Below are 21508 nucleotides of genomic sequence, written 5' to 3'. Positions count from 1 at the left end.
GGACGCCCGCCTGAACTGGCCGGCCGCCGGATCTTGGCTACACCATCTGCAGCTCGCTGGCGTTCGTTGCCGCCAGCGAGCCTCACGGTCCCCGCTGCCGGGACCACCGCGGCGCGATGCCGCCGCTTCTGCACCACGCGTGGGTGAGGACCATCGGCTCCTCAGTCCTGGTCTCTGAATGACTGCGCAGGACCGTCCGCTTCCTGCTTGAAGTTCGCGGTGCTCTGCGTTCTCCCTCCCTCGACTGAGGCCTACTGCTTCGTCCGTTCGGTGCAGCCGGCGGACGAAGCTTTTTTCGTTGCGCCCATTTGATGCGCAACGTGGCGGATGACGCGCCCTGCTTTTGACAAACCGTCGATGCAATCTTTTCCCGGTGAGAACACTCGGCTGTGAACGCCAGGTCGGCGCGATCTCTGCTAGGGTCGCGCCGTCACGATGCCGCACGACGTACAATCAATTAAGAAGAAAACGGGAGGTATCGAGCACATCCAGACTTCGCTACCTGCGTTCCTGCCTCCCTCCGGGATTTGCCCGCGCGGGACTACCGCGGGATGTGGCGAGACGACGCACGAACCGTCGCCGGCCGGCGTCGGCGGACTTTGAATTTGGCATGCTTATGAAGAGCGAGGCACGATCATGATCAAGGTGAAGATCAACGGCCAGGAACAGAGCTGGGACGGTGACCCGGATCTCCCGCTACTCTGGTTCCTGCGTGACGAGGCCGGGCTCACCGGCACCAAATACGGCTGCGGCCAGGCGTTGTGCGGCTCCTGCACGGTCATCGTCGATAAGCAAGCGGTGCGCGCCTGCATCACGTCCGTCAACGACGTCGCCGGACGCGAGGTCACCACGATCGAAGGGCTGCATCCGAACGGCGATCACCCGGTGCAGAAGGCCTGGCGTCAGGTCAACGTGCCCCAATGCGGCTTCTGCCAGACCGGCCAGATCATGCAGGCCGCGGCGCTTCTGATGGAGAATCCCAAACCCTCGCACGACCAGATCCGCGAGGCAATGTCCGGCAACATCTGCCGTTGCGGCTGCTATCAGCGCATCGAGAACGCCGTCCATCTCGCATCGACGGGAGTGTGACATGAACTTCATCGACAATCCCCGCAAGCTTCGCGGCTTCGAAAAGCACATCAAGGTCGAGAAGGTGTCGCGCCGCAGCATCCTGAAGGGGCTCGGCGTCACCGGCGGCTTCGTGCTCGCCGCCCCCGTGATGTCGCGCCAGGCGCTCGCCTATGAGACCGGCGCCGGCAAGATGCCGCATGGCGTCGTGGTCGATCCGCGCGTGTTCGTTTCGGTAGGCGCGGATGGCATCGTCACCATCGTCGGGCACCGTTCGGAAATGGGCACCGGCGTGCGCACCAGCCTGCCGCTGATCGTGGCCGAGGAGATGGAGGCCGACTGGTCCAGGGTCAAGGTGCAGCAAGCCCATGGCGACGAGGTCAAGTTCGGCAACCAGGACACCGACGGCTCGCGCAGCACGCGGCATTATCTGATCCCGATGCGCCAGATCGGCGCTTCGGCCCGCACAATGCTGGAGCAGGCCGCGGCCAAGCGCTGGGGCGTGCTGGCGACCGAGGTCAAGGCGGTCAACCACGAGGTCGTGCACAGCGCCAGCGGGCGCAAGCTCGGCTTTGGCGAGCTCGCCGCCGACGCCGCCAAGGAATCGGTGCCCAGCATCGAGGGCCTCAAGCTGAAGGACCCCAAGAACTTCCGCTATCTCGGCAAGGGCCAGATCGGCATCGTCGATCTCCACGACATCACCACCGGCAAGGCGAACTACGGCGCCGACGTGCGGCTGCCCGGCATGAAATATGCCGTGATCGCCCGTCCGCCGGTGACCGGCGGCAAGCTGGTCAAGTTCGAGCCGGCGGAGGCGCTGAAGGTCCCCGGTGTCGAGAAGGTGATGCAGGTGCGCGGCTGGCCGTGGCCCTCGAAATTCCAGCCGCTCGGCGGCGTCGCGGTGATCGCGCGCAACACGGGCGCGGCGATCAAGGGCCGCGACGCGCTGAAGCTGACCTGGGACGACGGTCCCAACGGCAAATACGACTCCGTCGCCTACCGCAAGGAGCTCGAGGAGGCCTCGCGCAAGCCGGGGCTCGTGCTGCGCAAAGAGGGCGATGCGGACGCTGCCCTGAAGAGCGCCGACAAGGTGATCGTCGGCGAATATTACCTTCCGCATCTCGCCCATGTCGCCATGGAGACGCCGGTGGCGGTCGCGGACGTCAAGGGCGACAGGGCCGAGATCTGGGCGCCGGTGCAGAGCCCCGGCGGCACCCGCGAGGACGTCGCCAAGACGCTCGGCATTCCCGAGGCCAACGTCACGGTCAACGTGACGCTGCTCGGCGGCGGGTTCGGACGCAAGTCGAAATGCGACTTTGCGCTCGAAGCCGCGCTGCTCTCGAAGGAGCTCGGCGCGCCGGTGAAGGTGCAGTGGACGCGGGAGGACGACATCCACAACGGCTTCCTGCACACCGTCTCGGTCGAGCGGATCGAGGCCGGCCTCGACAAGAGCGGCAAGGTGATCGCCTGGCGCCACCGCAGCGTGGCTCCCAGCATCGCCTCGACCTTTGCCGCCGGCACGGTGCATCAGGCGCCGTTCGAAATCGGCATGGGCCTGGTCGATATGCCGTTCGAGATCGCGAACATCTCGTGTGAGAACCCGGAAGCCGCGGCGTTCACCCGCATCGGCTGGTTCCGCGCGGTCTCGAACATCCCGCGCGCCTTCGCCGTTCAGTCGATGGTCGGCGAGATCGCGCAGGCAACGGGCCGCGACCAGAAAGACATGCTGCTCGAGCTGATCGGCTCGCCTCGCATCGTCAAGCCCAACGTGAAGGACCTCTGGAACTACGGCGAGCCCCAGGACAGCTACCCGATCGACACCGCACGCCTGCGCAAAGTGGTCGAGCTGGTCGCCGAGAAGGGGGAATGGGGACGAAAGGTGCCGAAGGGCCACGGTCTCGGCATCGCCGTGCACCGCAGCTTCGTCAGCTACATCGCGACCGTCGTCGAGGTCGCCGTCGACGACAAGGGCAAGCTGACGGTGCCGCGGGTCGACACCGCGATCGATTGCGGCACCTATGTCAACCCCGAGCGCATCGCTTCGCAGATTGAGGGCGCGGCAATCATGGGGCTCAGTCTCGCCAAATACGGCGAGATCACCTTCAAGGACGGCAAGGTCCAACAGAAGAATTTTGACGACTTCCAGGTCGTCAGGATGGACGACTCGCCTGTGGTGACCAACGTCTACATCGTGCCGCCCGGACCCGACACGCCGCCGAGCGGCGTCGGCGAGCCCGGCGTTCCCCCGTTCGCACCGGCCCTGATTAACGCGATCTTCGCGGCGACGGGAAAACGCATCCGCGCGCTTCCGATCGGCAAGCAATTGGAGGCGTGAGACGGAACCGAAGCGCGAGGCGGAACACAAGGCGCCTCGCGCCGTTTCCATCGATCTGACAGGAGCAGATCGATGACCAACATCTCAAGGGCGCTCGCAGTCTCGCTGTCGGGCGCCTTTCTTTTGACCGCCGCGGGCGCATTCGCCCAGAGCAACACGACGCCGCCGGCCACCGCGACGCGCCCCAGCGGGCCCGACCAGACTTCGCTGCCGAACGCCAACGCCCCGCCCGCCTCCACCACCCAGACCACCGGGCAGCACAATCCGGATCCGAAGATTCGCGAGATGAATCAGAAGGAGAAGGACAAGGTCGAGCGCGAGGGAAAGTAGTCCTCGCACCACATGCCGTCATGGCCGGGCCTGTCCCTGCCATCCACGGCTTACCGCGGCACGAAGACGTGGATGCCCGGGACAAGCCCGGGCATGACGACGAGTGCATGGCGCGCTCGGCGCTCATCGCAAACAAATGCGGCGGATGTTGCCATCCGCCGCATTCGCCACCCCCCGCTGCTCCGCTTCTTTCGATCCGCCCGCGGAGCTATTTCTTCAGCGCGAAGACCCAGACGACGCCGCCCTGCGGCACGTTGGCTTCAATGCCGATATTGTTGGTCACGAGTGCATCCTGGATGCGCTGCGCGTCGACGCCCCAGCCCGACTGGATCGCGATGTACTGCGTGCCGTCGATCTCATATGACACCGGCATGCCGACGATGCCGGAGTTGGTCTTCTGCTCCCACAACAGTTCGCCCGTCTTGGCGTGGAAGGCGCGGAAATAGCGGTCGTTGGTCCCGCCGACGAAGACGAGATCGCCCGCGGTCGCGGTGACCGATCCGAACAGGTGCGACTTGGGGAAGTTGTGCTGCCAGACCTTCTTTCCGGTTGCGGGATCCCAGGCCTGGAGTTCGCCAAAATGATCCGCGCCCGGCTTTGTCTTCAGGCCGATGTCTTCCGGCTTGGTGCCGAGCCAGAGCTCGCCCGGCTTGAGTGGCACCTTCTCGCCGGTGAAGCCACCGCAGAAATTCTCGTTGGCAGGCACGTAGACGAGGCCGGTCCTCTGGCTGTAGGCCGCCGATGGCCAATCCTTGCCGCCCCACAGCGAGGGACAGAACTCGACGCGCTTGCCGATCACCGGCTTGTGCGCTGGATCCACGATCGGCTTGCCGGTCTCGTCGATGCCCTTCCAGACGTCAGTGAAGACGAACGGCCATCCGGCGACGTAATTGATCTTGGTCGGAGTCCGCTCGAGCACCCAGAAGATCGCATTGCGTCCGGGATGGACCAGGCTCTTGATGGTGCGGCCGTTGCGCTGCAAATCGATCAGCATCGGCGCGTCGACCTCGTCCCAATCCCAGGAATCGTTCTGGTGGTATTGGAAATAGGTCTTGATCTTGCCGGTGCCGGGATCGAGCGCGAGCACCGATGCAGTATAGAGATTGTCGCCGGGATGCGAGTCGCCGGGCCATGGCGCGGCATTGCCGACACCCCAATAGATCGTCCTGGTCTCCTTGTCGTAATTGCCGGTCATCCAGGCCGATCCACCGCCGTTCTTCCAGTCGTCGCCTTGCCAGGTTTCGTGGCCGGGCTCGCCTTCACCGGGGATGGTGTAGGTCCGCCACAGCTCCTTACCGTCCTTGGCATCATAAGCCACGATATAGCCACGTACGCCGAACTCGCCGCCGGAGCCGCCGACAATGACCTTACCGTCGACGATCAAGGGCATCAGGGTGAGGTACTGGCCTTTCCTGTAGTCCTGCACCTTCGTGTCCCACAGCACCTTGCCGGTCTTGGCATCGAGCGCGACCACGTGGTCGTCCGTGGTGGCGAGGTAGAGCTTGTCCTCCCACAGACCGACGCCGCGGTTAGTCGGATGCAGCTGGAACAGATCGTCAGGAAGCTGCCGCTTGTAGCGCCAGTATTCGTCGCCGGTCTTCGCATTCAGCGCGATCACCTGGCCCATTGGGGTCGTCACGAACATCACGCCATTGTTGACGATCGGCGGGGCCTGATGGCCTTCGACCACGCCAGTGGAAAAGGTCCAGACCGGTGTGAGGTTCTTCACGTTGGAGGTGTTGATCTGATCGAGTGGGCTATAGCCGTGCCCGTCATAGGTGCGCCGGTAGAGCATCCAGTTGTGGGGCTCGGGGTTTTCCAGCCGCTGCGCGGTGACCGGAGAATAACTCTCGATCGGACCCGATAGGGCGGCGGTTGAGGCAAGACACGTGAAGGCGACCAAGCCGGACAGTAACCATTGCTTCCTGATCATGGAAGTTTTCATGGACGTTCCCCTTTTTCATCCGCTTGAATTCTTTTTGTGATTTCTTGTCGTTCGTCCCGTCTTCCTGCCCTTCGGCGGAAGCGGCTAGTCGTGAGGCGGGCCCGGCCCGCAACCGTCCATCATCCTGGCTGTGTGCCACCTACCTTTCCCATGAAATTGCCGGCGACGCTGAGCGAACCGTCAGCGAGCGCCAGCGGCAGCGCTGCAAGCCGCCGCGGCGCCGGCCCGAACACGACCTGCGCGCCCGCGCGGGGATCGAATTCGGAGTTGTGGCACATGCACTTGAACACCTCCTTGTCGCCGACATCGCTCTTCACCCAGGCGGTGACGGGACAGCCCGCATGCGAGCAGATCGCCGAATAGGCGATGATGCCGTCGACGGCGCGCGCGCGGGTCTTCTCGTCGAGGTCGGCGGGATCGAGCTTGATGATCAGGATTTCGTTGAGCCGCGAGGCGCTGCGCACCACCGATGTGGTGGGGTCCTTCGGCCAGGCATGGATCGGCGGTCCACCGACCCGTAGATCAGCCGCAGTGACGAGCTTTCCCTCCTGGTCACCTTCGGAGAAGACAAGCAGATCGCCTTTCTGCGGCCGCTCATCCGAGCCGGGCGGATCCTCAGCTGCGCGGGTCCTGGTTGAACAGCCGAGACACGCCGTCGTCGCCATCGCACCGAGCAGCAGGGATCGCCGTGTCTGTTCGGTGCCCGCTTCGACGTCGGGTTCCGTAGCATTTTCGGAAGAGGATGAATGGGTATCGAACGATGCGCGAGCCATGCCCGCTAGCAGGCGCTGGAACTCTGCCGAAAACAAGGCGAAGACTTGGCGCCGCAGTGCATCAATATGGCTTTGCTCGCGTTGATTGAACGAGAATGAAAGCGAGCAAGCGCGTTTTCGCAAGTTCTACATCGCATTGCGCGAACGGCATGATGATTTTGCAGATCAGACCGATGATGTAGGAATTGGTGCGACGCGCCATTACGCGACGCGAGCTGCGCCTTCTCAAGGAGGCATTCTGTCTTTCACGACCTGAGCACGTGACGTGGCGAAGCGATGCGGCCCGCAAGTGTTGCCGACGCCATCTCAAAGCTGTCGGCGATGCGACGCGCCTTGTCGATGAACAGCGCAGCTGCCGCCGGCGGGCAGACCTCGCGCGCGGTCTGCTCGAACAGATCGAGCCAGCGATCGAAATGGCCGCCGGCCAGGCTAAGCGGCAGGTGTGCCCGCATCGGCGAGCCATGATAGCGGCCGCTCATCAGCACGACCGACGACCAGAAATCCCTGAGCTTGGCGAGATGCTCGTCCCAATTCTGCACGACGCCGAAGACGGGCCCCAACAGCGCGTCCTCGCGCACGCGTCCGTAGAAGCGGGGGACGAGTTCTCCAATCATCTCCTCGGTGATCCCGGTTCGCTCGATCGCATCCTGGGTCAAGAGGCTCCGGCGCGCGGCCGCAGCTTCCCGCTCGGCCTTCAGTCGATCCGACATGTCCTTTGCTATCCGTTCCGTTATCCCCGCAGGCCGCCCGTTCGACATTGTCGGGCCTGTCGCACGCGGCGTCTTTGTCGCAGCGCAAATTGCGGGATCTGGCGGCGGACGCCAAGGCGCCCGCCGCCAATGCCTTCATCAGGCGGTATAAGTGTAGAAGCCCTGCCCGGTCTTGCGGCCGAGATGGCCAGCATCGACCATCTCTTTCAGCAGCGGCGCTGGCCGATATTTAGGATCGTTGAAGCCCTTGTAAAAGACCTCCATCACCGAAAGCATGGTGTCGAGCCCGACGAGATCGGCAAGTGCGAGCGGCCCGATCGGATGGTTGCAGCCGAGCTTCATGCCCGCGTCGATCTCTTCCGCCGTCGCGATGCCCTCCTGGAGCGCGAAGATCGCCTCGTTGATCATCGGACAGAGGATGCGGTTGACGGCGAAGCCCGGGCTGTTCTTGGCGGTGATCGCCACTTTGCCGACGCGCTTGGCGAAATCCAGCGCCTTGGCATGGGTGTCGTCCGAGGTCTGCAGGCCGCGGATGAGTTCGAGCAGCGCCATCACCGGCACCGGGTTGAAGAAGTGCATGCCGATGAAGCGGTCGGGACGGTCGGTCGCGGCGGCGAGCTTGGTGATCGAGATCGAGGAGGTGTTGGTCGCGACCAGCGTGCGCGGCGACAGGGTGGCGCAGAGATCCTTCAGGATCTTGACCTTGAGCTCCTCGTTCTCGGTCGCGGCCTCGATGACGAGGTCGCAATCCGACAGCTTCGCCCGGTCCGTGGTGCCGGTGATGCGCTTGAGCGTCGCCTCGCGGTCGGCCGCCGACATCTTCTCTTTTTTGACCAGCCGCTCGAGGCTTCCGCCGACGGTCGAAAGGCCGCGGTTCACCGCCGCATCGGAAATATCGACCATTACGACCGAGAGGCCGGCGGCCGCGCAGACCTGCGCGATGCCGTTCCCCATGGTCCCTGCCCCGATGATGCCAACGGTCTGGATCATTGCGTCACATCCTTCATCCTTGCGGGCGCGCCAGTCGCAGCCCGGCTCCATTGTTCCTGCATTAGGGTCTAGCACCGCCATTGGGCCGGCGCGACCCGATCCTGTTCCTTAGCGCATCCGAGGCCGGAAGAAAGCCGCCCGCGGGGCCGCCAGGTGCCTCGATTGTGGGTCCCTGGCCGCGTTTACCAATCATCCTGAGCCCTTCTCCAACGGCTCCGGCGGGGCTGCCCACCCCCTGGCCCCTTGATTATGGCAGCGGCAGCAGCGAGAAGGCGGCGCGGGGCTACCGCGGAACAGGGGCTTGCCCGAGACCGGATGAACGATTTCGCACGATCCATCGGTGCCGCCTTTGCGCTGATCGGCGACGCCGACACCGAGCTATTGGGCATCGTCGCCCTGTCGTTGCGGGTCAGCCTGACCGCCAGCATCCTGGCGCTCCTGATCGGCGCCCCCTTTGGAGCCCTGCTTGCGATCACCCGCTTCCGGGGACGCCAAATCATCATCATTCTGACCAATGCCCTGCTCGGGCTTCCGCCGGTCGTGGTCGGGCTCGCGCTCTATCTCTTGCTGTCGCGGTCCGGCCCGTTCGGGGCGGCGGGCTTGTTGTTCACGCCGGCCGCCATGGTGATCGCGCAGACGCTGCTGGCGACGCCGATCGTGGTGGCGCTGGTGCACCGGCCGGCAAGCCTGTTGTGGGCGGAGTATGGCGACCTGGCGCGGATCGACGGGCTGTCGGCCCTGCGCAGCATGGCCCTGCTATTCGCGCTCGGCCGGACCTCGTTGCTGACGGCCTTTCTCGCCGCGTTCGGGCGCGCCATTGCGGAAGTCGGTGCCATCATCATCGTCGGTGGCAACATCCGCGGCTTCACCCGCACGATGACGACGGCGATCGCGCTGGAAACCAGCAAAGGCGAGCTGCCGCTGGCGCTCGGGCTCGGGCTGATCCTGCTCGCTCTCAGCGTCGCGGTGTCGACCGTCGCCTTCGTCCTAGTTGGGCGCGTTGGGGAAAAATAGCTGCTCGCCGCCAACCTTGTACCCGGCGATCGCTTGCTGCCCTTGCGGCGAAACCAGCCAGTCGACGAAGGCCTGTCCCTCCTTTGCCTTCACGTTCGGATGCTTTGCAGGATTGACTAGCATGACGCCGTACTGGTTGAAGAGCCGCTTGTCACCCTCGGTCAGGATGGCGAGTTCGCCACGGTTCTTGAACGACAGCCAGGTGCCGCGGTCCGACAGGAGGTAGGCATTCGACGACGAGGCCATGTTCAGCGCCGGACCCATGCCCTGGCCGATCTCCCGGTACCAAATGTCCTTGCCGGCACTGAGGTCGACGCCAGCCTCCTTCCACAGTCTCAGCTCGGCCGCATGCGTGCCGGACTTGTCGCCGCGCGAGATGAACGGCGCCTTCGCCGTCGCGATCTTGCGCAGCGCCTCGGCCGCGTCCTTGCTGCCTGAGATCTGCGCCGGATCGCTCTTGGGGCCGATGATGACGAAGTCGTTGTACATGACGTCGAAGCGCTTCACGCCCTGCCCTTCGGACATGAACCTGTCCTCGGCAGGCCTGTCATGGACGAACACCACGTCGGCGTCGCCGCGCCGCCCGATGTCCAGCGCCTGGCCGGTGCCGACGGCGACGACCTTCACGCTGATGCCTTCGGCCTTCGCGAACAGCGGCAGCAGATGACCGAACAGCCCCGACTGTTCCGTCGAGGTGGTTGAAGCTACGGTGATGGTGCGATCCTGTGCGGATGCGATTGTGGACCAGAGCAGGACCGCTCCGATGGCAACAAGCTTCCTCATGCGACGTCCTCGGCCAGACAATGACGGTTCTGAATAGCGGCTCGCAGCGACGACGGGAACCCCAAGCTTGGATTGCAACGAGAGTTGATGCGCGCGGTGCACCTCGTCTGGCAAAAAAAGCGCGCCGGCGCGCGCTAGGCACGCCTGCAAAACAAGAAGTGAAAAACAACCCCATGCACAGTAGCGATGGGGTTGAAAGGCTTGAGTATTTTCGGTATTACCGAAGACGCGCTTGCGGCGTCGGGCAAAACAGGGGTATTATTGCATCATCGGCTGCTGTGCGGGTTGCGTAACTCGGGCGGATGCGCGCTGGATGCGCGGATGTTCTGCAATTGGTCCACCCTACATTGACACGGATGTGACGGCCGGGGCAGGTTTTCACATTGCTGACGAATCAGCGATTGCCTCACGCCGAGCACCTCTTGGACAACTCCCAGTGCTTTCGAGACTGATATCGTTGCTGCGCCGCATCCCTGCGGTGAACTGGGCGTTTTCCCGACTCCGGCCTGTGCCGCACAGCGGCAACATTGAGGTCGCGCCGACCGCCACGGACGCTTCGCCCGCCATCATCGAAGACGTCGAGGTCCCGGCTCAAGCTCCAAGCGCCGAGATCAGCACCGCCCCGGTGCGCGACGACGCTGCCCCCGCCACCAAGGCTCTGGTCGCGGAGAACAATGCGGCTGTGTCTGTCGTCGCTGAGAATCCGTCCGACGAAATCCGTATCAGCGGGGACTCCTCTCCGGCGACGGTGCCGGAAATCGAGGCGCCCGCGACGCCGCGAGCCTCCGAGGAGGTGCTGGCTGCATCGGCCGGTGCGGAGAGCGAGCCAGTTGCAGCCTCTGATCTCGCCATCGTTGACGATGATGCATCGCCTGCTGAGATTCCTGCAGAGGTCGACTCCGCCGTCGTAGAAGAGGTTGTGATTTCGTCGGCGGAGGTCGCGACCGCCTTGACTGATGTCCCTGATGTCATCATCGAGGCAGCCTCCTCGCCCGACGTTTCCGCCGCCGTCGATCCGGTCGCCGTCGAAGAAGTCGAGCTTCTCCGCGCCGAGGCCGATAGCGTCACGACTGATGCCTCCGAAGCCAGCGCCGACAGCGAACCGGCGCTCGTTGTCGAAAGCCCGCAAGTCCCTACAAACGATGTTCCGCTCGCTGCGGCGACTAACAACTCCTTGAGCGGTGTCACCGACATCGAGCCGGCTCCGGCTCTCGCGTCTCCTTCGCCAGAGATCCGCAACGTCCCGAAAGTTCGCGCGAGAGCCGCAGAGCCCGCCGACCGCGCGGCGCTGATCCGGCAGCGCTGGGCGGAGAGCGGAATCAGGATGTGGAATCCGCGGCTGCACGGCACCGGCGAAGCCGCGCTGAACATCCAGGGAAGCATCGGGCTGCTGCCCCCGGCACCCGGCGAGACAATGCCGCGCTACGACAAGCTGGAATTCAGGATGCTCGGCGGACAGATCGTCTGTGAGGGCGTGATCGTCGAGGCACCGGTTCAGGCGAGCCATCGGAGCTTCACGCAGCTTGCCGAGCCGCGGACGAGCGAGCGCGTCCGCGAACCGGCGCGCGAGCGCCAGGCCGTCCTCGCCTGATCCGACCGTGGCCATGTGCTAGGCTGATGTCGCGCATGGGCGATAGCAGGCGGTAGCTGCAGCGATTTCGGGCGATCTGTGCCTGAGACGTGCGCACGCTGCGGCCGGATATCCTTAACGGGACCTCACCAATGCACGCGATCGGAAAATCGTAAGGCAGCGCGCAACCAGTGCTGGCCTGCCCGGGCCAGAATTGATCTAACCGGCCCTTTACCCCTGCCGTGCAAGATTGCCCACGTTTTTCAGGGGATCTGGGGTTCGTATTGCAATGCCTATTGCCGGTTTGAAATCTCATCTTGCCGCCGCGATGCGATTGTTTCGCGTTCCTGCCGACAATCCGGACTTGACGCGGGCGCAATTCGACGCCTTCTCCAAGCAGATCCCGCTGCTCTACTTCATCCTCATCAGCAACACGATTGCGGTCGCCTACACCTATGTGAACGTGGCGCCGGACTGACTGACGATGATCGTGCCGGCCGTGTTGACGGTGCTCGCGGCCTTACGGACTTTCTGGTGGCTACGCCAGCGCCGGCTGGTGCGCAGCGATGCCGACATCCTGCGCAATCTGCGCGCCACCAACTGGCTGACCCTGCCGATAGGTGCCGGCTTCACCGCCTGGTCGTTCGCGCTCTACCCCTATGGCGATCCCTTCGCCAAGAGCCAGGTCGCGTTCTACATGGCCGTCACCGTGATCGGCTGCATCTTCTCGCTGATGCATCTGCGCTCGGCGGCGCTGATCGTGACGCTGATCGTCGACGTGCCTTATGTGCTGTTCTTCTTCGCCACGGGCGAGCCGACGCTGAAGGCGATCGCGGTCAACAACCTCCTGGTTTCCGCCGCGATGGTGACGGTGCTGTTCATCTACTATCGCGACTTCGCCGATCTCGTCGCCAGCCGCAAGTCGCTGCTCGCGCAACAGGCGGCAACGCAGGCGCTCTCTGACGAGAACTTCCGCCTTGCCAATCTCGATTCACTCACCGAGCTGCCGAACCGCCGCCGCTTCTTCGCCGAGCTGTCGAGCGCCTTCACCGATGCCGAACGCAGGAACGTTCGGATCGCGGTCGGCATCATCGATCTCGACGGTTTCAAGCCGATCAACGACAATTACGGCCATTCGGTCGGAGACCGCGTCCTGATCGAGGCCGGCCGCCGCATCCGCGAGGTGTGCGAGGGCTTTGGTCCGCAGCGGGTCGAATTCGCCCGATTAGGCGGCGACGAGTTCGGCCTTGTCGTTTGCGGCGACCCCGACGATGCAGACCTGCTGCGGCTGGGCCAGCGCATTGGCGACCAGGTCAGGCTTCCCTACCAGCTCGACACTGCCCATACCGGGCTGTCCTGCTCGATCGGCTTTGCCTCGTTTCCCCAATCGGCAACGACCGCGGAAGCACTCTATGAATGCGCCGACTATTCACTTTATCACGCCAAGCGCCATCTGCGCGGCCGCACCGTGATCTTCTCGAGCGAGCTCGAGGCCGAGATCCGCAGTCGCGGAGTCATCGAGAACCTGCTGCGCACCGCCGATTTCGGCACCGAGATGGACCTGGTGTTGCAGCCGATCGTCGATGCCATGAGCGAGCACACCGCCGGCTTCGAGGTCCTGGCGCGCTGGCGCAACGCCCGCCTCGGCCTGGTCTCTCCGGCCGATTTCATTCCGGCCGCCGAACGCATCGGGCTGATCCGGCCGCTGACGCAGGCGCTGCTGGTGCGCGCACTCGCCATCGCCAGGACATGGCCCGATCACATCCGCCTGTCGTTCAATCTCTCAGCCCACGATGTCTGTGCGGCGGAGGGCATCCTGCCGCTGATTTCGATCATCGAGAAGAGCGGGTTGACGCCGCGCCGGATCGATTTCGAGATCACCGAGACCGCCGTCACCTTCGACTTCGTCCGCGCACAGCAATCGATCGCAACGCTGAAGGCAATGGGCTGCGGCATTTCGCTGGACGATTTCGGCACCGGCTATTCGTCGTTGAGCCACGTGCACCGCTTGCCGCTCGACAAGATCAAGGTCGACCGCAGCTTCGTTTCCGACATCAACGAGAATCCCGTCAGCCACAAGATCATCAAATCGCTCACCGGTCTCTGCGACGACATGGAGATCGCCTGCGTCGTCGAGGGCGTCGAGACGCGTGCTCAGCTCGACACCTTGCGCCGCCTGGGATGCGACTTCATCCAGGGCTACTATTTCGCCAAGCCCATGCCGGCCGATGCGATCGGCGACCATCTTGCGAAGGAGAGCCGGCGCCTCGATGGCACCGGGACCAAGGTCGTGGCCTGAGCCTCGTCTACTCCGCCAGGCTCGGCAGATCGAGCCCCTTGTCGCGCGCGCACTCGATCGCGATGTCGTAGCCTGCATCGGCGTGGCGCATGACGCCAGTGGCGGGATCGTTCCACAGCACGCGCTCGATCCGCTTCGCAGCCTCGGGCGTGCCGTCGGCGACGATCACCATGCCCGCGTGCTGCGAATAGCCGATGCCGACGCCGCCGCCATGATGCAGCGACACCCAGGTCGCTCCGCTGGCGCAATTGAGCAGCGCATTGAGCAGCGGCCAGTCGGAGACGGCATCCGATCCGTCCTTCATCGCCTCGGTCTCGCGGTTGGGGCTCGCCACCGAGCCGCTGTCGAGATGATCGCGGCCGATCACGATCGGCGCTTTCAGTTCGCCACGCGCCACCATCTCGTTGAAGGCAAGGCCGAGGCGATGGCGATCGCCGAGGCCGACCCAGCAGATGCGTGCCGGCAGGCCCTGGAATTTGATGCGCGCCTTTGCCATGTCGAGCCAATTGTGCAGATGCTTGTCGTCAGGCATCAGCTCCTTGACCTTGGCATCGGTCTTGAAGATGTCCTCGGGATCGCCCGACAGCGCGGCCCAGCGGAACGGCCCGACGCCGCGGCAGAACAGCGGGCGGATATAGGCGGGCACGAAGCCGGGGAAATCGAACGCGTTCTTCAGGCCCATATCCTGCGCCATCTGGCGAATGTTGTTGCCGTAGTCGAGCGTCGGAATGCCCTGGGCGTGGAAATCCAGCATGGCCTGGACATGCTCGACCATCGAAATCTTCGAGGCGCGCTCCACGGCCTTCGGATCGGACGCGCGCTTGGCTTCCCATTCGGCAAGCGTCCAGCCCTTCGGCAAGTAGCCGTTGATCGGATCGTGCGCGCTGGTCTGGTCGGTGACGATGTCGGGCTTGACGCCGCGGCGCACCAGATCAGGGAAGATCTCCGCGGCGTTGCCGAGCAGGCCGACCGAGACCGCCTTGTTCGTCTTCGCGGCGTCCGCCATGATCGCGAGCGCTTCATCAAGCGTTACGGCTTGCCGGTCGAGATAACCGGTCCGCAGGCGCATCTCGATGCGGCTCGGCTGGCATTCGACCGCAAGCATCGAAGCGCCGGCCATGGTCGCCGCCAGCGGCTGCGCGCCGCCCATGCCTCCCAAGCCGGCCGTGAGAATCCATTTACCGGCGAGGCTGCCGCCGTAATGACGCCGACCGACCTCGACGAAGGTTTCATAGGTGCCCTGCACGATGCCCTGGCTGCCGATATAGATCCAGGAGCCCGCCGTCATCTGTCCGTACATCATCAGGCCCTGGCGATCGAGCTCGTTGAAATGATCGAGCGTCGCCCAATGCGGTACGATGTTGGAATTCGCGATCAGCACGCGCGGTGCATCGGCATGGGTGCGGAACACGCCGACCGGCTTGCCGGACTGCACCAGCAGCGTCTGGTCGGCTTCGAGCTTGCGCAAGGCCACAACGATCCGGTCAAAACTCTCCCAGTCGCGCGCGGCGCGGCCGATGCCGCCATAGACGACGAGCTCGCTCGGGCGTTCCGCGACGTCAGGATCGAGATTGTTCATCAGCATGCGCAGCGGCGCTTCCGTGAGCCAGCTCTTGGCGCTGATGTCGCTGCCGCGGGGAGCGCGGATGGTGCGGTCATTGTCCAGTCGGCGGTTCATGTGGGCCTCTTCAGACGAGTCTCGGAAACGGATCGGTGGGAAGCTGGGCGAGCGCGGCAGCTGGAAGCGCATCGGCTTCGATCAATGCAGCGGCCTTGGCGAGATCGCCGGCCATGTAGCGATCGGCGCCCAGTGCGGGCACCTGCTCGCGCAAAGCGGCAATGACGGCGACCAGGGGCGCACTGGTTGCATGCGGCGCGCGCAGCGTGATGCCCTGAGCCGCGACCAGAAGCTCGATGCCGAGGATGGCGGCGAGATTGTCGGCCATGTCGGACAGGCGCCGCGCAGCATGCGCGGCCATCGAGACATGGTCTTCCTGATTGGCGCTGGTCGGCGTCGAATCGATCGAGCAGGCGAGCGCACGCTGCTTGTTCTCGGCATAGAGCGCGGCCGCCGTCACCTCGGCGATCATGAAGCCGGAATTGATGCCGGGATCTGGCGTGAGGAACGGCGGCAGTCCGAAATTGAGCGCGGGATCGACCAGCGTCGCGATGCGCCGCTCGCTGATCGCACCGATTTCCGACAGCGCGAGCGCGATGGCATCTGCGGCAAACGCCACCGGCTCGGCGTGGAAATTGCCGCCGGAGACGATCTCTCCGGTCTCGACCAGCACCAGCGGGTTGTCGGTGACGGCATTGGCCTCCACGATCAGCGTGCGCGCCGCCTGCGTGATCAGATCGAGCGCGGCACCGGCAACCTGTGGCTGGCAGCGCAGGCAATAGGGATCCTGCACACGCTCGTCGCCTTCCAGGTGAGAGAGGCGGATGTCGCTGCCGTCGAGCAGCGCGGTCAGCGTCGCGGCCGCCGCGATCTGGCCGGCATGGCCACGCAGCGCCTGGATTTCGGGGCGGAACGGTGCCGTTGACGCCATCGCCGCATCCACCGACAGCGCGCCGGTCACGAGTGCGGCGCGGGCGAGGCGATATGCACGCAGCACGCCCGATAGCGCGTAGGCGGTCGAGAATTGCGTGCCGTTGATCAGCGCGAGGCCTTCCTTGGGCCCAAGGGTCAGCGGCGTGAGGCCGGCGGCGGCGAGTGCCTCGCTGCCGGACAAGATCTTGCCATCGATGATCGCCTGCCCTTGGCCGATCATCACGGCCGTCATATGCGCAAGCGGTGCCAGATCGCCGGAGGCGCCGACCGAGCCCTGCTGCGGCACCAGCGGATAGACGCCACGGGCCAGCATGTCCTGCAACTGCTCGATCACCGCGCGGCGCACGCCGGAAGCGCCGCGGCCGAGCGAGACGATCTTAAGCGCCATCATCAGGCGGACGATGGGCTCCGGCGTCGGCTGGCCGACCCCGCAGCAATGCGAGACGATGAGGTTGCGCTGGAGCAGCGCGGTCTGGTCCGGCGGAATGCGCTTCGACGCGAGCTTCCCGAAGCCGGTGTTGATGCCGTAGACGGGGACGTCGGCCTGCGCGGCCTGCGCAACGATCAGCGCAGCCGCATCGACACGCGGCCAGAACGAAGGATCGAGCACGACGGGGGCGCCTTCGAGCACGCGTGAGAGATCGTCGAGGCTCACTGTTCCCGGCTTGACGACGATAACTGTCTCCTGCTTCGTCACTGCCCCCTCCATACCCGCTTGTGCAGCGGATTGAAGCCAATGCGGTAGACCAGCTCGGCGGGCCGCTCGATGTCCCAGATCGCGAGGTCGCACCATTTGCCGGTTTCCAGTGTGCCGGTCTCATGCAGGAGACCGAGCGCCCGCGCGCCTTCACGGGTGACGCCGGCGAGGCACTCGGCCACATTCATCCGGAACAATGTCGCGCCCATGTTCATCGCGAGCAGCAGCGAGGTCAGTGGCGAGCTGCCGGGATTGCAGTCGGTCGCCAGCGCCATGGCAACGTTATGCTTGCGGAACGTCTCGACCGGGGGCTTCTGCGTCTCGCGAATGAAGTAGAACGCGCCGGGCAACAGCACCGCCACCGTGCCGGCCCTCGCCATTGCGGCAGCACCGGCCTCGTCGGTGTGCTCGAGATGATCGGCCGAGAGCGCCGAGAATTTCGCCGCAAGCGCAGCGCCGCCGAGATTCGAGAGCTGGTCAGCATGGAGCTTGACCGGCAGTCCAAGTCCCCTCGCCGTTTCGAACACAAGCGCAGTCTGTTCGGCGGAGAATGCGATGCCCTCCATGAAGGCATCGACGGCATCGGCGAGGCCCGCTTTTGCGACCGCCGGCAGCATCTCCTTGCAGACGAGATCGATGTAACCATCCTTGTCGCCACCCGCCTCGACCGGCAGCGCATGCGCGCCCAAGAACGTCGTGCGGATCGTAACCGGCCGCTCACGGCCGAGGCTGCGCGCCGCCGCGAGCTGTCGCATCTCGGTTTCTGTGTCGAGGCCATAGCCGGACTTGATCTCCACCGTGGTGGCACCCTCGCCGATCAACGCGTCGAGCCGCGGCAGCGCGCCAGCGACGAGCTCGGCTTCGCTGGCTTTGCGCGTTGCCGCCACGGTCGAGACGATGCCGCCGCCGGCGCGCGCGATCTCCTCGTAGCTCGCCCCTTTCAGACGCAGCTCGAATTCATGCGCACGGTTGCCGCCATAGACGAGATGGGTGTGGCAATCGACGAGTCCCGGCGTGATCCAGCGCCCCTCGCAATCGATCCGATCGACCGCGTCCGCATCAACAGGAAAATCCGCCTGCGCGCCGGCATAGGCGATGTGGCCGCCGCGTGCGGCGATGACACCATGCTCGATCTCGCCAAGATCGGGACGATCGACCCGCATCGTCGCGAGGCGGGCATTGTGCCAGATCCGGTCGAAGCGCTCTGCCATGCGGGTATCCATTCGCCCTGGGGATGCTTGACTTATATGTCTAGACATATAATCGTAAGACGGTTCTGTCCAGCCGGCGTGTAGATCATGACCCGACTGCATTTCGCTTCCGCGCTCCTGCCTTCCGGCTGGGCCAATGACGTGCAGGTGGTGATCGCCGCCGGCGCGATCGCGGCGGTGACGCCGGGCGTGGCGCCGGCCGCCGGCGACGAGCGCCACGCCATCGCGCTTCCTGGGCTTGCGAGCCTGCACAGCCACGCGTTCCAGCGCGGCATGGCGGGCCTTGCCGAATTGCGCGGCGATTCCACCGACACCTTCTGGACTTGGCGCGAGACGATGTATCGCTTTGCGCTGGCGATGACGCCCGACGACGTCGCGGCCGTGGCGACGCTGCTCTATGTCGAGATGCTCGAGCAGGGTTTTACCCGCGTCGGTGAATTCCACTATCTGCACCACGACCGCGACGGGTCGCCCTACGCTGAACCCGCCGAGATGGCCGCGCGGATTGCACAGGCGGCCGAAGCCTCGGGCATTGCGCTGACGTTGTTGCCGACTTTCTATGCGCATGGCTCGTTTGGAGGCGCAGCGCCGCATGCCGGGCAGCGCCGCTTCATCTGCTCGGTCGATCAGTTCGCCGCATTGATGACGGCCTCGCGCCAGGCGATCAGCGCCTTGCCTGGCGCCAATATCGGCATCGCGCCGCACAGTTTGCGCGCGGTCACGCCGGACGAGCTCGCCGCCATCATTCCACTCGCCAAGGGCGGGCCGGTGCACATTCATGCCGCCGAGCAGGTGAAGGAGGTCGAGGATTGCCTCGCCTGGTCGGGCCGGCGTCCGGTGCAATGGCTGCTGGAGCACGCGCCCGTCGATCAACGCTGGTGCCTCATTCACGCGACCCACATGACGAGTGAGGAAGTGACGGCGTTCGCCAAGACCGGTGCGGTGGCGGGCCTCTGTCCCATTACGGAAGCGAGCCTCGGCGACGGCACTTTTTCGGCGCGGGAGTTCGTCGACGCCCGCGGCTCTTTCGGCGTCGGTACCGATTCCAACGTGTTGATCGGCGCCGCTGACGAATTGCGCCAGCTCGAATACGGTCAGCGGCTCAAGCACCGCCAGCGCAACGTCCTCTCCGGCGGCGCAGGCCGCTCGACGGGACGCTCGCTGTTCGACGGGGCGCTCGCCGGCGGCGCGCGAGCGCTGGCACAACCGGCCATCGGCCTTGTGCCCGGCGCACGCGCCGACATCATCACGCTCGACACGGCGCATCCATCGCTGGCGGGACGCGCGCAGGATGCTATCATCGACGGCTGGATCTTCGCCGCCGGCGGCGCCGCCGTGGATTGCGTCTGGGCCAGCGGCCGCAAGGTGGTCGAGGGCGGTCAGCATGGATTGCGCCAGGCCGCACGCGAACGCTTCAACGCATCGATGCGGAGGCTTGTCGCATGAGCCTCGTCACCGATGCTGACAAGCCGACGCTCTATAAGCGCATCCGCGCCGACATCGAGCAGCGGATCCTGACCGGCGAGTGGCCGCCCGGCCATCGCATTCCCTTCGAGCACGAACTGGTCGCGCGCTACGGCTGCTCGCGCATGACCGTGAACAAGGCGCTGTCTGAGCTGGCGCAGGCCGATCTGATCGAGCGGCGGCGGCGCGCCGGCTCGTTCGTGCGCCGGCCGCAGCATCAGTCGGCGGTGCTCAAGATCGCCGACATTCGCGCCGAGATCACGGCGCTCGGGCGCAGTTACGGCTACGAGCTGATCGGCCGCAAGCTGCGCGCGGCGACGGCGGCCGACCGCGACCGGCTCGGCGTGAAGAAGGCCGGCAAGGTGGTCGCGATCACCTGCCGGCACAGCGCCGACAAGGTCCCGTTCGCGGTCGAGGACAGGCTGATCGATCTCTCGTCCGTTCCTGACGCCGCGACCGCGGATTTCTCGCGCGAGCCGCCCGGCTCCTGGCTGCTTCACCATGTCCCATGGACCGAGGCCGAGCACACGATCAGCGCCATCGTTGCGGACGACCGCGCGGCGGAAGCGCTCGCGATCGCCGTCGGCGCCCCCTGTCTCGTGATCGACCGCTATACCTGGCGCAGCGCACGCACGATCACCGCCGTGCGCCTGCTCTATCCCGGTGACTCTCACCGCCTTGTCGCGCGATTCAAGGGAGGCTGAGAGGATATGTCGGCACAAATCGTGCAACGCTTCGCGGAACCGCCCATATGGGCCGGCAGAGATCAACAGGACGTCAAACCATCGATCGGCAAGAGGACGATAATCATGCGTAATTCGACAGTATTTGCGACAATCATTGCTCTCGCGGCCTCCACTCCGGCGCTCGCCCAGGACGTCAAGGTCGGCATCGGCATTTCCGGATGGACCGGCTTCGCGCCCCTGACGCTGGCGAAGGAGGCCGGCATCTTCAAGAAGAACGGCCTCGACGTCACCATCAAGAAGATCCCGCAGAAGGACCGCCATCTCGCCATCGCCTCCGGCGACATCCAGTGTGCGGCGACCACGGTCGAGACCTGGATCTCCTGGAACGCCAACGGTGTTGCGACCAAGCAGATCTTCCAGCTCGACAAGAGCTACGGCGCCGACGGCATGGCCGTGCGCAACGACATCGCCGCGATCAAGGACCTGAAGGGCAAGACCGTCGCCGCCTCCGCGCCGGGCACCTCGCCTTATTTCGCGCTGGCCTGGATGCTGAAGAAGAACGGCCTCACCACGAAGGACGTCACCGTCGTGAACCTCGAGCCGGCGGCGGCCGCGCAGGCCTTCGTCTCCGGCCAGAACGATGCAGCGATGACCTATGAGCCATATCTGTCGACCGTGCGTGCCGCGCCGGACAAGGGCAAGATCATCGCCACCACGCTGGATTATCCGATGGTCATGGACACGTTCGGCTGCACGCCGAAGTTCCTGACCGAGAATGCCAAGGCGGCCAAGGCGCTCGCCGACAGCTACTTCGAGGCGCTCGAGATGATCGCCAAGGACCAGGCCAAGTCCTACGAGATCATGGGCGCCGACGTGAAGCAGACCGCCGAGCAGTTCGGCAACTCGGCGAAATACCTGCGCTGGCAGGACAAGGCGGCGAACCAGAAGTTCTTCGCCGGCGACTTCCTGACCTTCAATAAGGAGGCCGCCGAGCTCCTGCTCGAGATCGGCATCATCAAGGCCGTGCCGAAGGTCGAGGACCTCTACGACGCGAGCTTCATCAAGTAACGGTTCTCCAAGCT

Annotated in this window: 16 protein-coding genes and 1 pseudogene; 9 read left to right on the top strand and 8 right to left on the bottom strand. The window is 64.9% G+C overall.

Annotation, left to right across the window (positions count from 1 at the left end):
- The first annotated feature begins 636 nt into the window (after positions 1-636).
- From ACM43_RS26640 to ACM43_RS26630, 3 genes are all read left to right on the top strand, one after another.
- On the top strand, positions 637-1089 hold the full coding sequence (locus ACM43_RS26640; protein ID WP_271544105.1) for a (2Fe-2S)-binding protein: 453 nt from the start codon (positions 637-639) through the stop codon (positions 1087-1089).
- 1 nt (position 1090) lies between these two features.
- A complete protein-coding gene (locus tag ACM43_RS26635) occupies positions 1091-3403 on the top strand; it encodes a xanthine dehydrogenase family protein molybdopterin-binding subunit (RefSeq protein ID WP_271544103.1) in 2313 nt (770 codons plus the stop codon).
- A 72-nt stretch (positions 3404-3475) separates the two neighbouring features.
- A complete protein-coding gene (locus ACM43_RS26630; RefSeq protein WP_271544101.1) occupies positions 3476-3733 on the top strand; it encodes a hypothetical protein in 258 nt (85 codons plus the stop codon).
- Between the two features lie 208 nt (positions 3734-3941).
- Here ACM43_RS26630 and ACM43_RS26625 read toward each other — a convergent pair whose 3' ends face one another.
- The 4 genes from ACM43_RS26625 to ACM43_RS26610 all read right to left on the bottom strand — a co-directional run bounded on the left by ACM43_RS26625 (position 3942) and on the right by ACM43_RS26610 (position 8151).
- Complete coding sequence (locus tag ACM43_RS26625) at positions 3942-5666, bottom strand: methanol/ethanol family PQQ-dependent dehydrogenase (RefSeq protein WP_271544304.1); 1725 nt, start codon at positions 5664-5666, stop codon at positions 3942-3944.
- A gap of 131 nt (positions 5667-5797) precedes the next feature.
- Positions 5798-6451 carry a QcrA and Rieske domain-containing protein gene (locus ACM43_RS26620; protein ID WP_128263275.1) on the bottom strand — a complete coding sequence of 218 codons (654 nt, stop codon included), beginning with the start codon at positions 6449-6451 and terminating at the stop codon, positions 5798-5800.
- Positions 6452-6696: 245 nt separating this feature from the next.
- Positions 6697-7161 carry a group III truncated hemoglobin gene (locus tag ACM43_RS26615; protein ID WP_271544099.1) on the bottom strand — a complete coding sequence of 155 codons (465 nt, stop codon included), beginning with the start codon at positions 7159-7161 and terminating at the stop codon, positions 6697-6699.
- Between the two features lie 138 nt (positions 7162-7299).
- A complete protein-coding gene (locus ACM43_RS26610; protein ID WP_157283960.1) occupies positions 7300-8151 on the bottom strand; it encodes a 3-hydroxybutyryl-CoA dehydrogenase in 852 nt (283 codons plus the stop codon).
- Positions 8152-8466: 315 nt separating this feature from the next.
- Here ACM43_RS26610 and ACM43_RS26605 point away from each other — a divergent pair, with 315 nt between their 5' ends.
- Positions 8467-9165, top strand: coding sequence for an ABC transporter permease (locus ACM43_RS26605; RefSeq protein WP_036007971.1), 699 nt, complete (start codon positions 8467-8469; stop codon positions 9163-9165).
- Here the strand turns inward: ACM43_RS26605 and ACM43_RS26600 are convergent.
- Entirely contained in the window at positions 9139-9948 is an 810-nt protein-coding gene (locus ACM43_RS26600) for a substrate-binding domain-containing protein (protein WP_157283964.1), read from the bottom strand. The genes ACM43_RS26605 and ACM43_RS26600 overlap by 27 nt on opposite strands.
- A gap of 457 nt (positions 9949-10405) precedes the next feature.
- Between ACM43_RS26600 and ACM43_RS26595 the strand changes: the two genes are divergently transcribed.
- Together ACM43_RS26595 and ACM43_RS26590 are read left to right on the top strand one after the other, a co-directional pair.
- Positions 10406-11539 carry a hypothetical protein gene (locus ACM43_RS26595; protein ID WP_271544096.1) on the top strand — a complete coding sequence of 378 codons (1134 nt, stop codon included), beginning with the start codon at positions 10406-10408 and terminating at the stop codon, positions 11537-11539.
- 268 nt (positions 11540-11807) lie between these two features.
- Positions 11808-13817: pseudogene (locus tag ACM43_RS26590) on the top strand (putative bifunctional diguanylate cyclase/phosphodiesterase).
- A gap of 7 nt (positions 13818-13824) precedes the next feature.
- Here the strand turns inward: ACM43_RS26590 and hutU are convergent.
- Genes hutU through hutI form a run of 3 tightly spaced genes read right to left on the bottom strand, consistent with a single transcriptional unit; the run spans position 13825 to position 18276 of the window.
- Complete coding sequence (hutU, locus tag ACM43_RS26585; RefSeq protein WP_271544094.1) at positions 13825-15495, bottom strand: urocanate hydratase; 1671 nt, start codon at positions 15493-15495, stop codon at positions 13825-13827.
- 10 nt (positions 15496-15505) lie between these two features.
- Positions 15506-17077, bottom strand: coding sequence for a histidine ammonia-lyase (gene hutH, locus ACM43_RS26580; protein ID WP_271544092.1), 1572 nt, complete (start codon positions 17075-17077; stop codon positions 15506-15508).
- A complete protein-coding gene (gene hutI / locus ACM43_RS26575) occupies positions 17062-18276 on the bottom strand; it encodes an imidazolonepropionase (protein WP_271544090.1) in 1215 nt (404 codons plus the stop codon). Before hutI ends, hutH begins: the two co-directional genes overlap by 16 nt.
- Positions 18277-18363: 87 nt before the next feature.
- Between hutI and ACM43_RS26570 the strand changes: the two genes are divergently transcribed.
- The 3 genes from ACM43_RS26570 (at position 18364) to ACM43_RS26560 (ending at position 21494) form a co-directional block, all read left to right on the top strand.
- A complete protein-coding gene (locus ACM43_RS26570; RefSeq protein WP_271544088.1) occupies positions 18364-19722 on the top strand; it encodes a formimidoylglutamate deiminase in 1359 nt (452 codons plus the stop codon).
- Complete coding sequence (gene hutC, locus ACM43_RS26565; protein WP_036041972.1) at positions 19719-20444, top strand: histidine utilization repressor; 726 nt, start codon at positions 19719-19721, stop codon at positions 20442-20444. Before ACM43_RS26570 ends, hutC begins: the two co-directional genes overlap by 4 nt.
- Positions 20445-20549: 105 nt before the next feature.
- Positions 20550-21494, top strand: coding sequence for an ABC transporter substrate-binding protein (locus ACM43_RS26560; protein ID WP_271544085.1), 945 nt, complete (start codon positions 20550-20552; stop codon positions 21492-21494).
- Positions 21495-21508: the final 14 nt, after the last annotated feature.

The sequence above is a fragment of the Bradyrhizobium sp. CCBAU 45321 genome, assembly GCF_028128975.1.
GTDB classification, from domain to species: Bacteria; Pseudomonadota; Alphaproteobacteria; order Rhizobiales; family Xanthobacteraceae; genus Bradyrhizobium; species Bradyrhizobium yuanmingense.
The sequence above is the reverse complement of the archived record's forward strand: the minus strand, read 5'-3'. Positions and strand labels throughout refer to the sequence as shown.

Excerpts from the sequence above, each read along its gene's own strand:
- ACM43_RS26640 (WP_271544105.1), top strand. The coding sequence starts at position 637 with ATGATCAAGGTGAAGATCAACGGCCAGGAACAGAGCTGGGACGGTGAC.
- ACM43_RS26635 (WP_271544103.1), top strand. The coding sequence starts at position 1,091 with ATGAACTTCATCGACAATCCCCGCAAGCTTCGCGGCTTCGAAAAGCAC.
- ACM43_RS26630 (WP_271544101.1), top strand. The coding sequence starts at position 3,476 with ATGACCAACATCTCAAGGGCGCTCGCAGTCTCGCTGTCGGGCGCCTTT.
- ACM43_RS26625 (WP_271544304.1), bottom strand. The coding sequence starts at position 5,666 with ATGATCAGGAAGCAATGGTTACTGTCCGGCTTGGTCGCCTTCACGTGT.
- ACM43_RS26620 (WP_128263275.1), bottom strand. The coding sequence starts at position 6,451 with ATGGCTCGCGCATCGTTCGATACCCATTCATCCTCTTCCGAAAATGCT.
- ACM43_RS26615 (WP_271544099.1), bottom strand. The coding sequence starts at position 7,161 with ATGTCGGATCGACTGAAGGCCGAGCGGGAAGCTGCGGCCGCGCGCCGG.
- ACM43_RS26610 (WP_157283960.1), bottom strand. The coding sequence starts at position 8,151 with ATGATCCAGACCGTTGGCATCATCGGGGCAGGGACCATGGGGAACGGC.
- ACM43_RS26605 (WP_036007971.1), top strand. The coding sequence starts at position 8,467 with ATGAACGATTTCGCACGATCCATCGGTGCCGCCTTTGCGCTGATCGGC.
- ACM43_RS26600 (WP_157283964.1), bottom strand. The coding sequence starts at position 9,948 with ATGAGGAAGCTTGTTGCCATCGGAGCGGTCCTGCTCTGGTCCACAATC.
- hutU (WP_271544094.1), bottom strand. The coding sequence starts at position 15,495 with ATGAACCGCCGACTGGACAATGACCGCACCATCCGCGCTCCCCGCGGC.
- hutH (WP_271544092.1), bottom strand. The coding sequence starts at position 17,077 with ATGGAGGGGGCAGTGACGAAGCAGGAGACAGTTATCGTCGTCAAGCCG.
- hutI (WP_271544090.1), bottom strand. The coding sequence starts at position 18,276 with ATGGCAGAGCGCTTCGACCGGATCTGGCACAATGCCCGCCTCGCGACG.
- ACM43_RS26570 (WP_271544088.1), top strand. The coding sequence starts at position 18,364 with ATGACCCGACTGCATTTCGCTTCCGCGCTCCTGCCTTCCGGCTGGGCC.
- hutC (WP_036041972.1), top strand. The coding sequence starts at position 19,719 with ATGAGCCTCGTCACCGATGCTGACAAGCCGACGCTCTATAAGCGCATC.
- ACM43_RS26560 (WP_271544085.1), top strand. The coding sequence starts at position 20,550 with ATGCGTAATTCGACAGTATTTGCGACAATCATTGCTCTCGCGGCCTCC.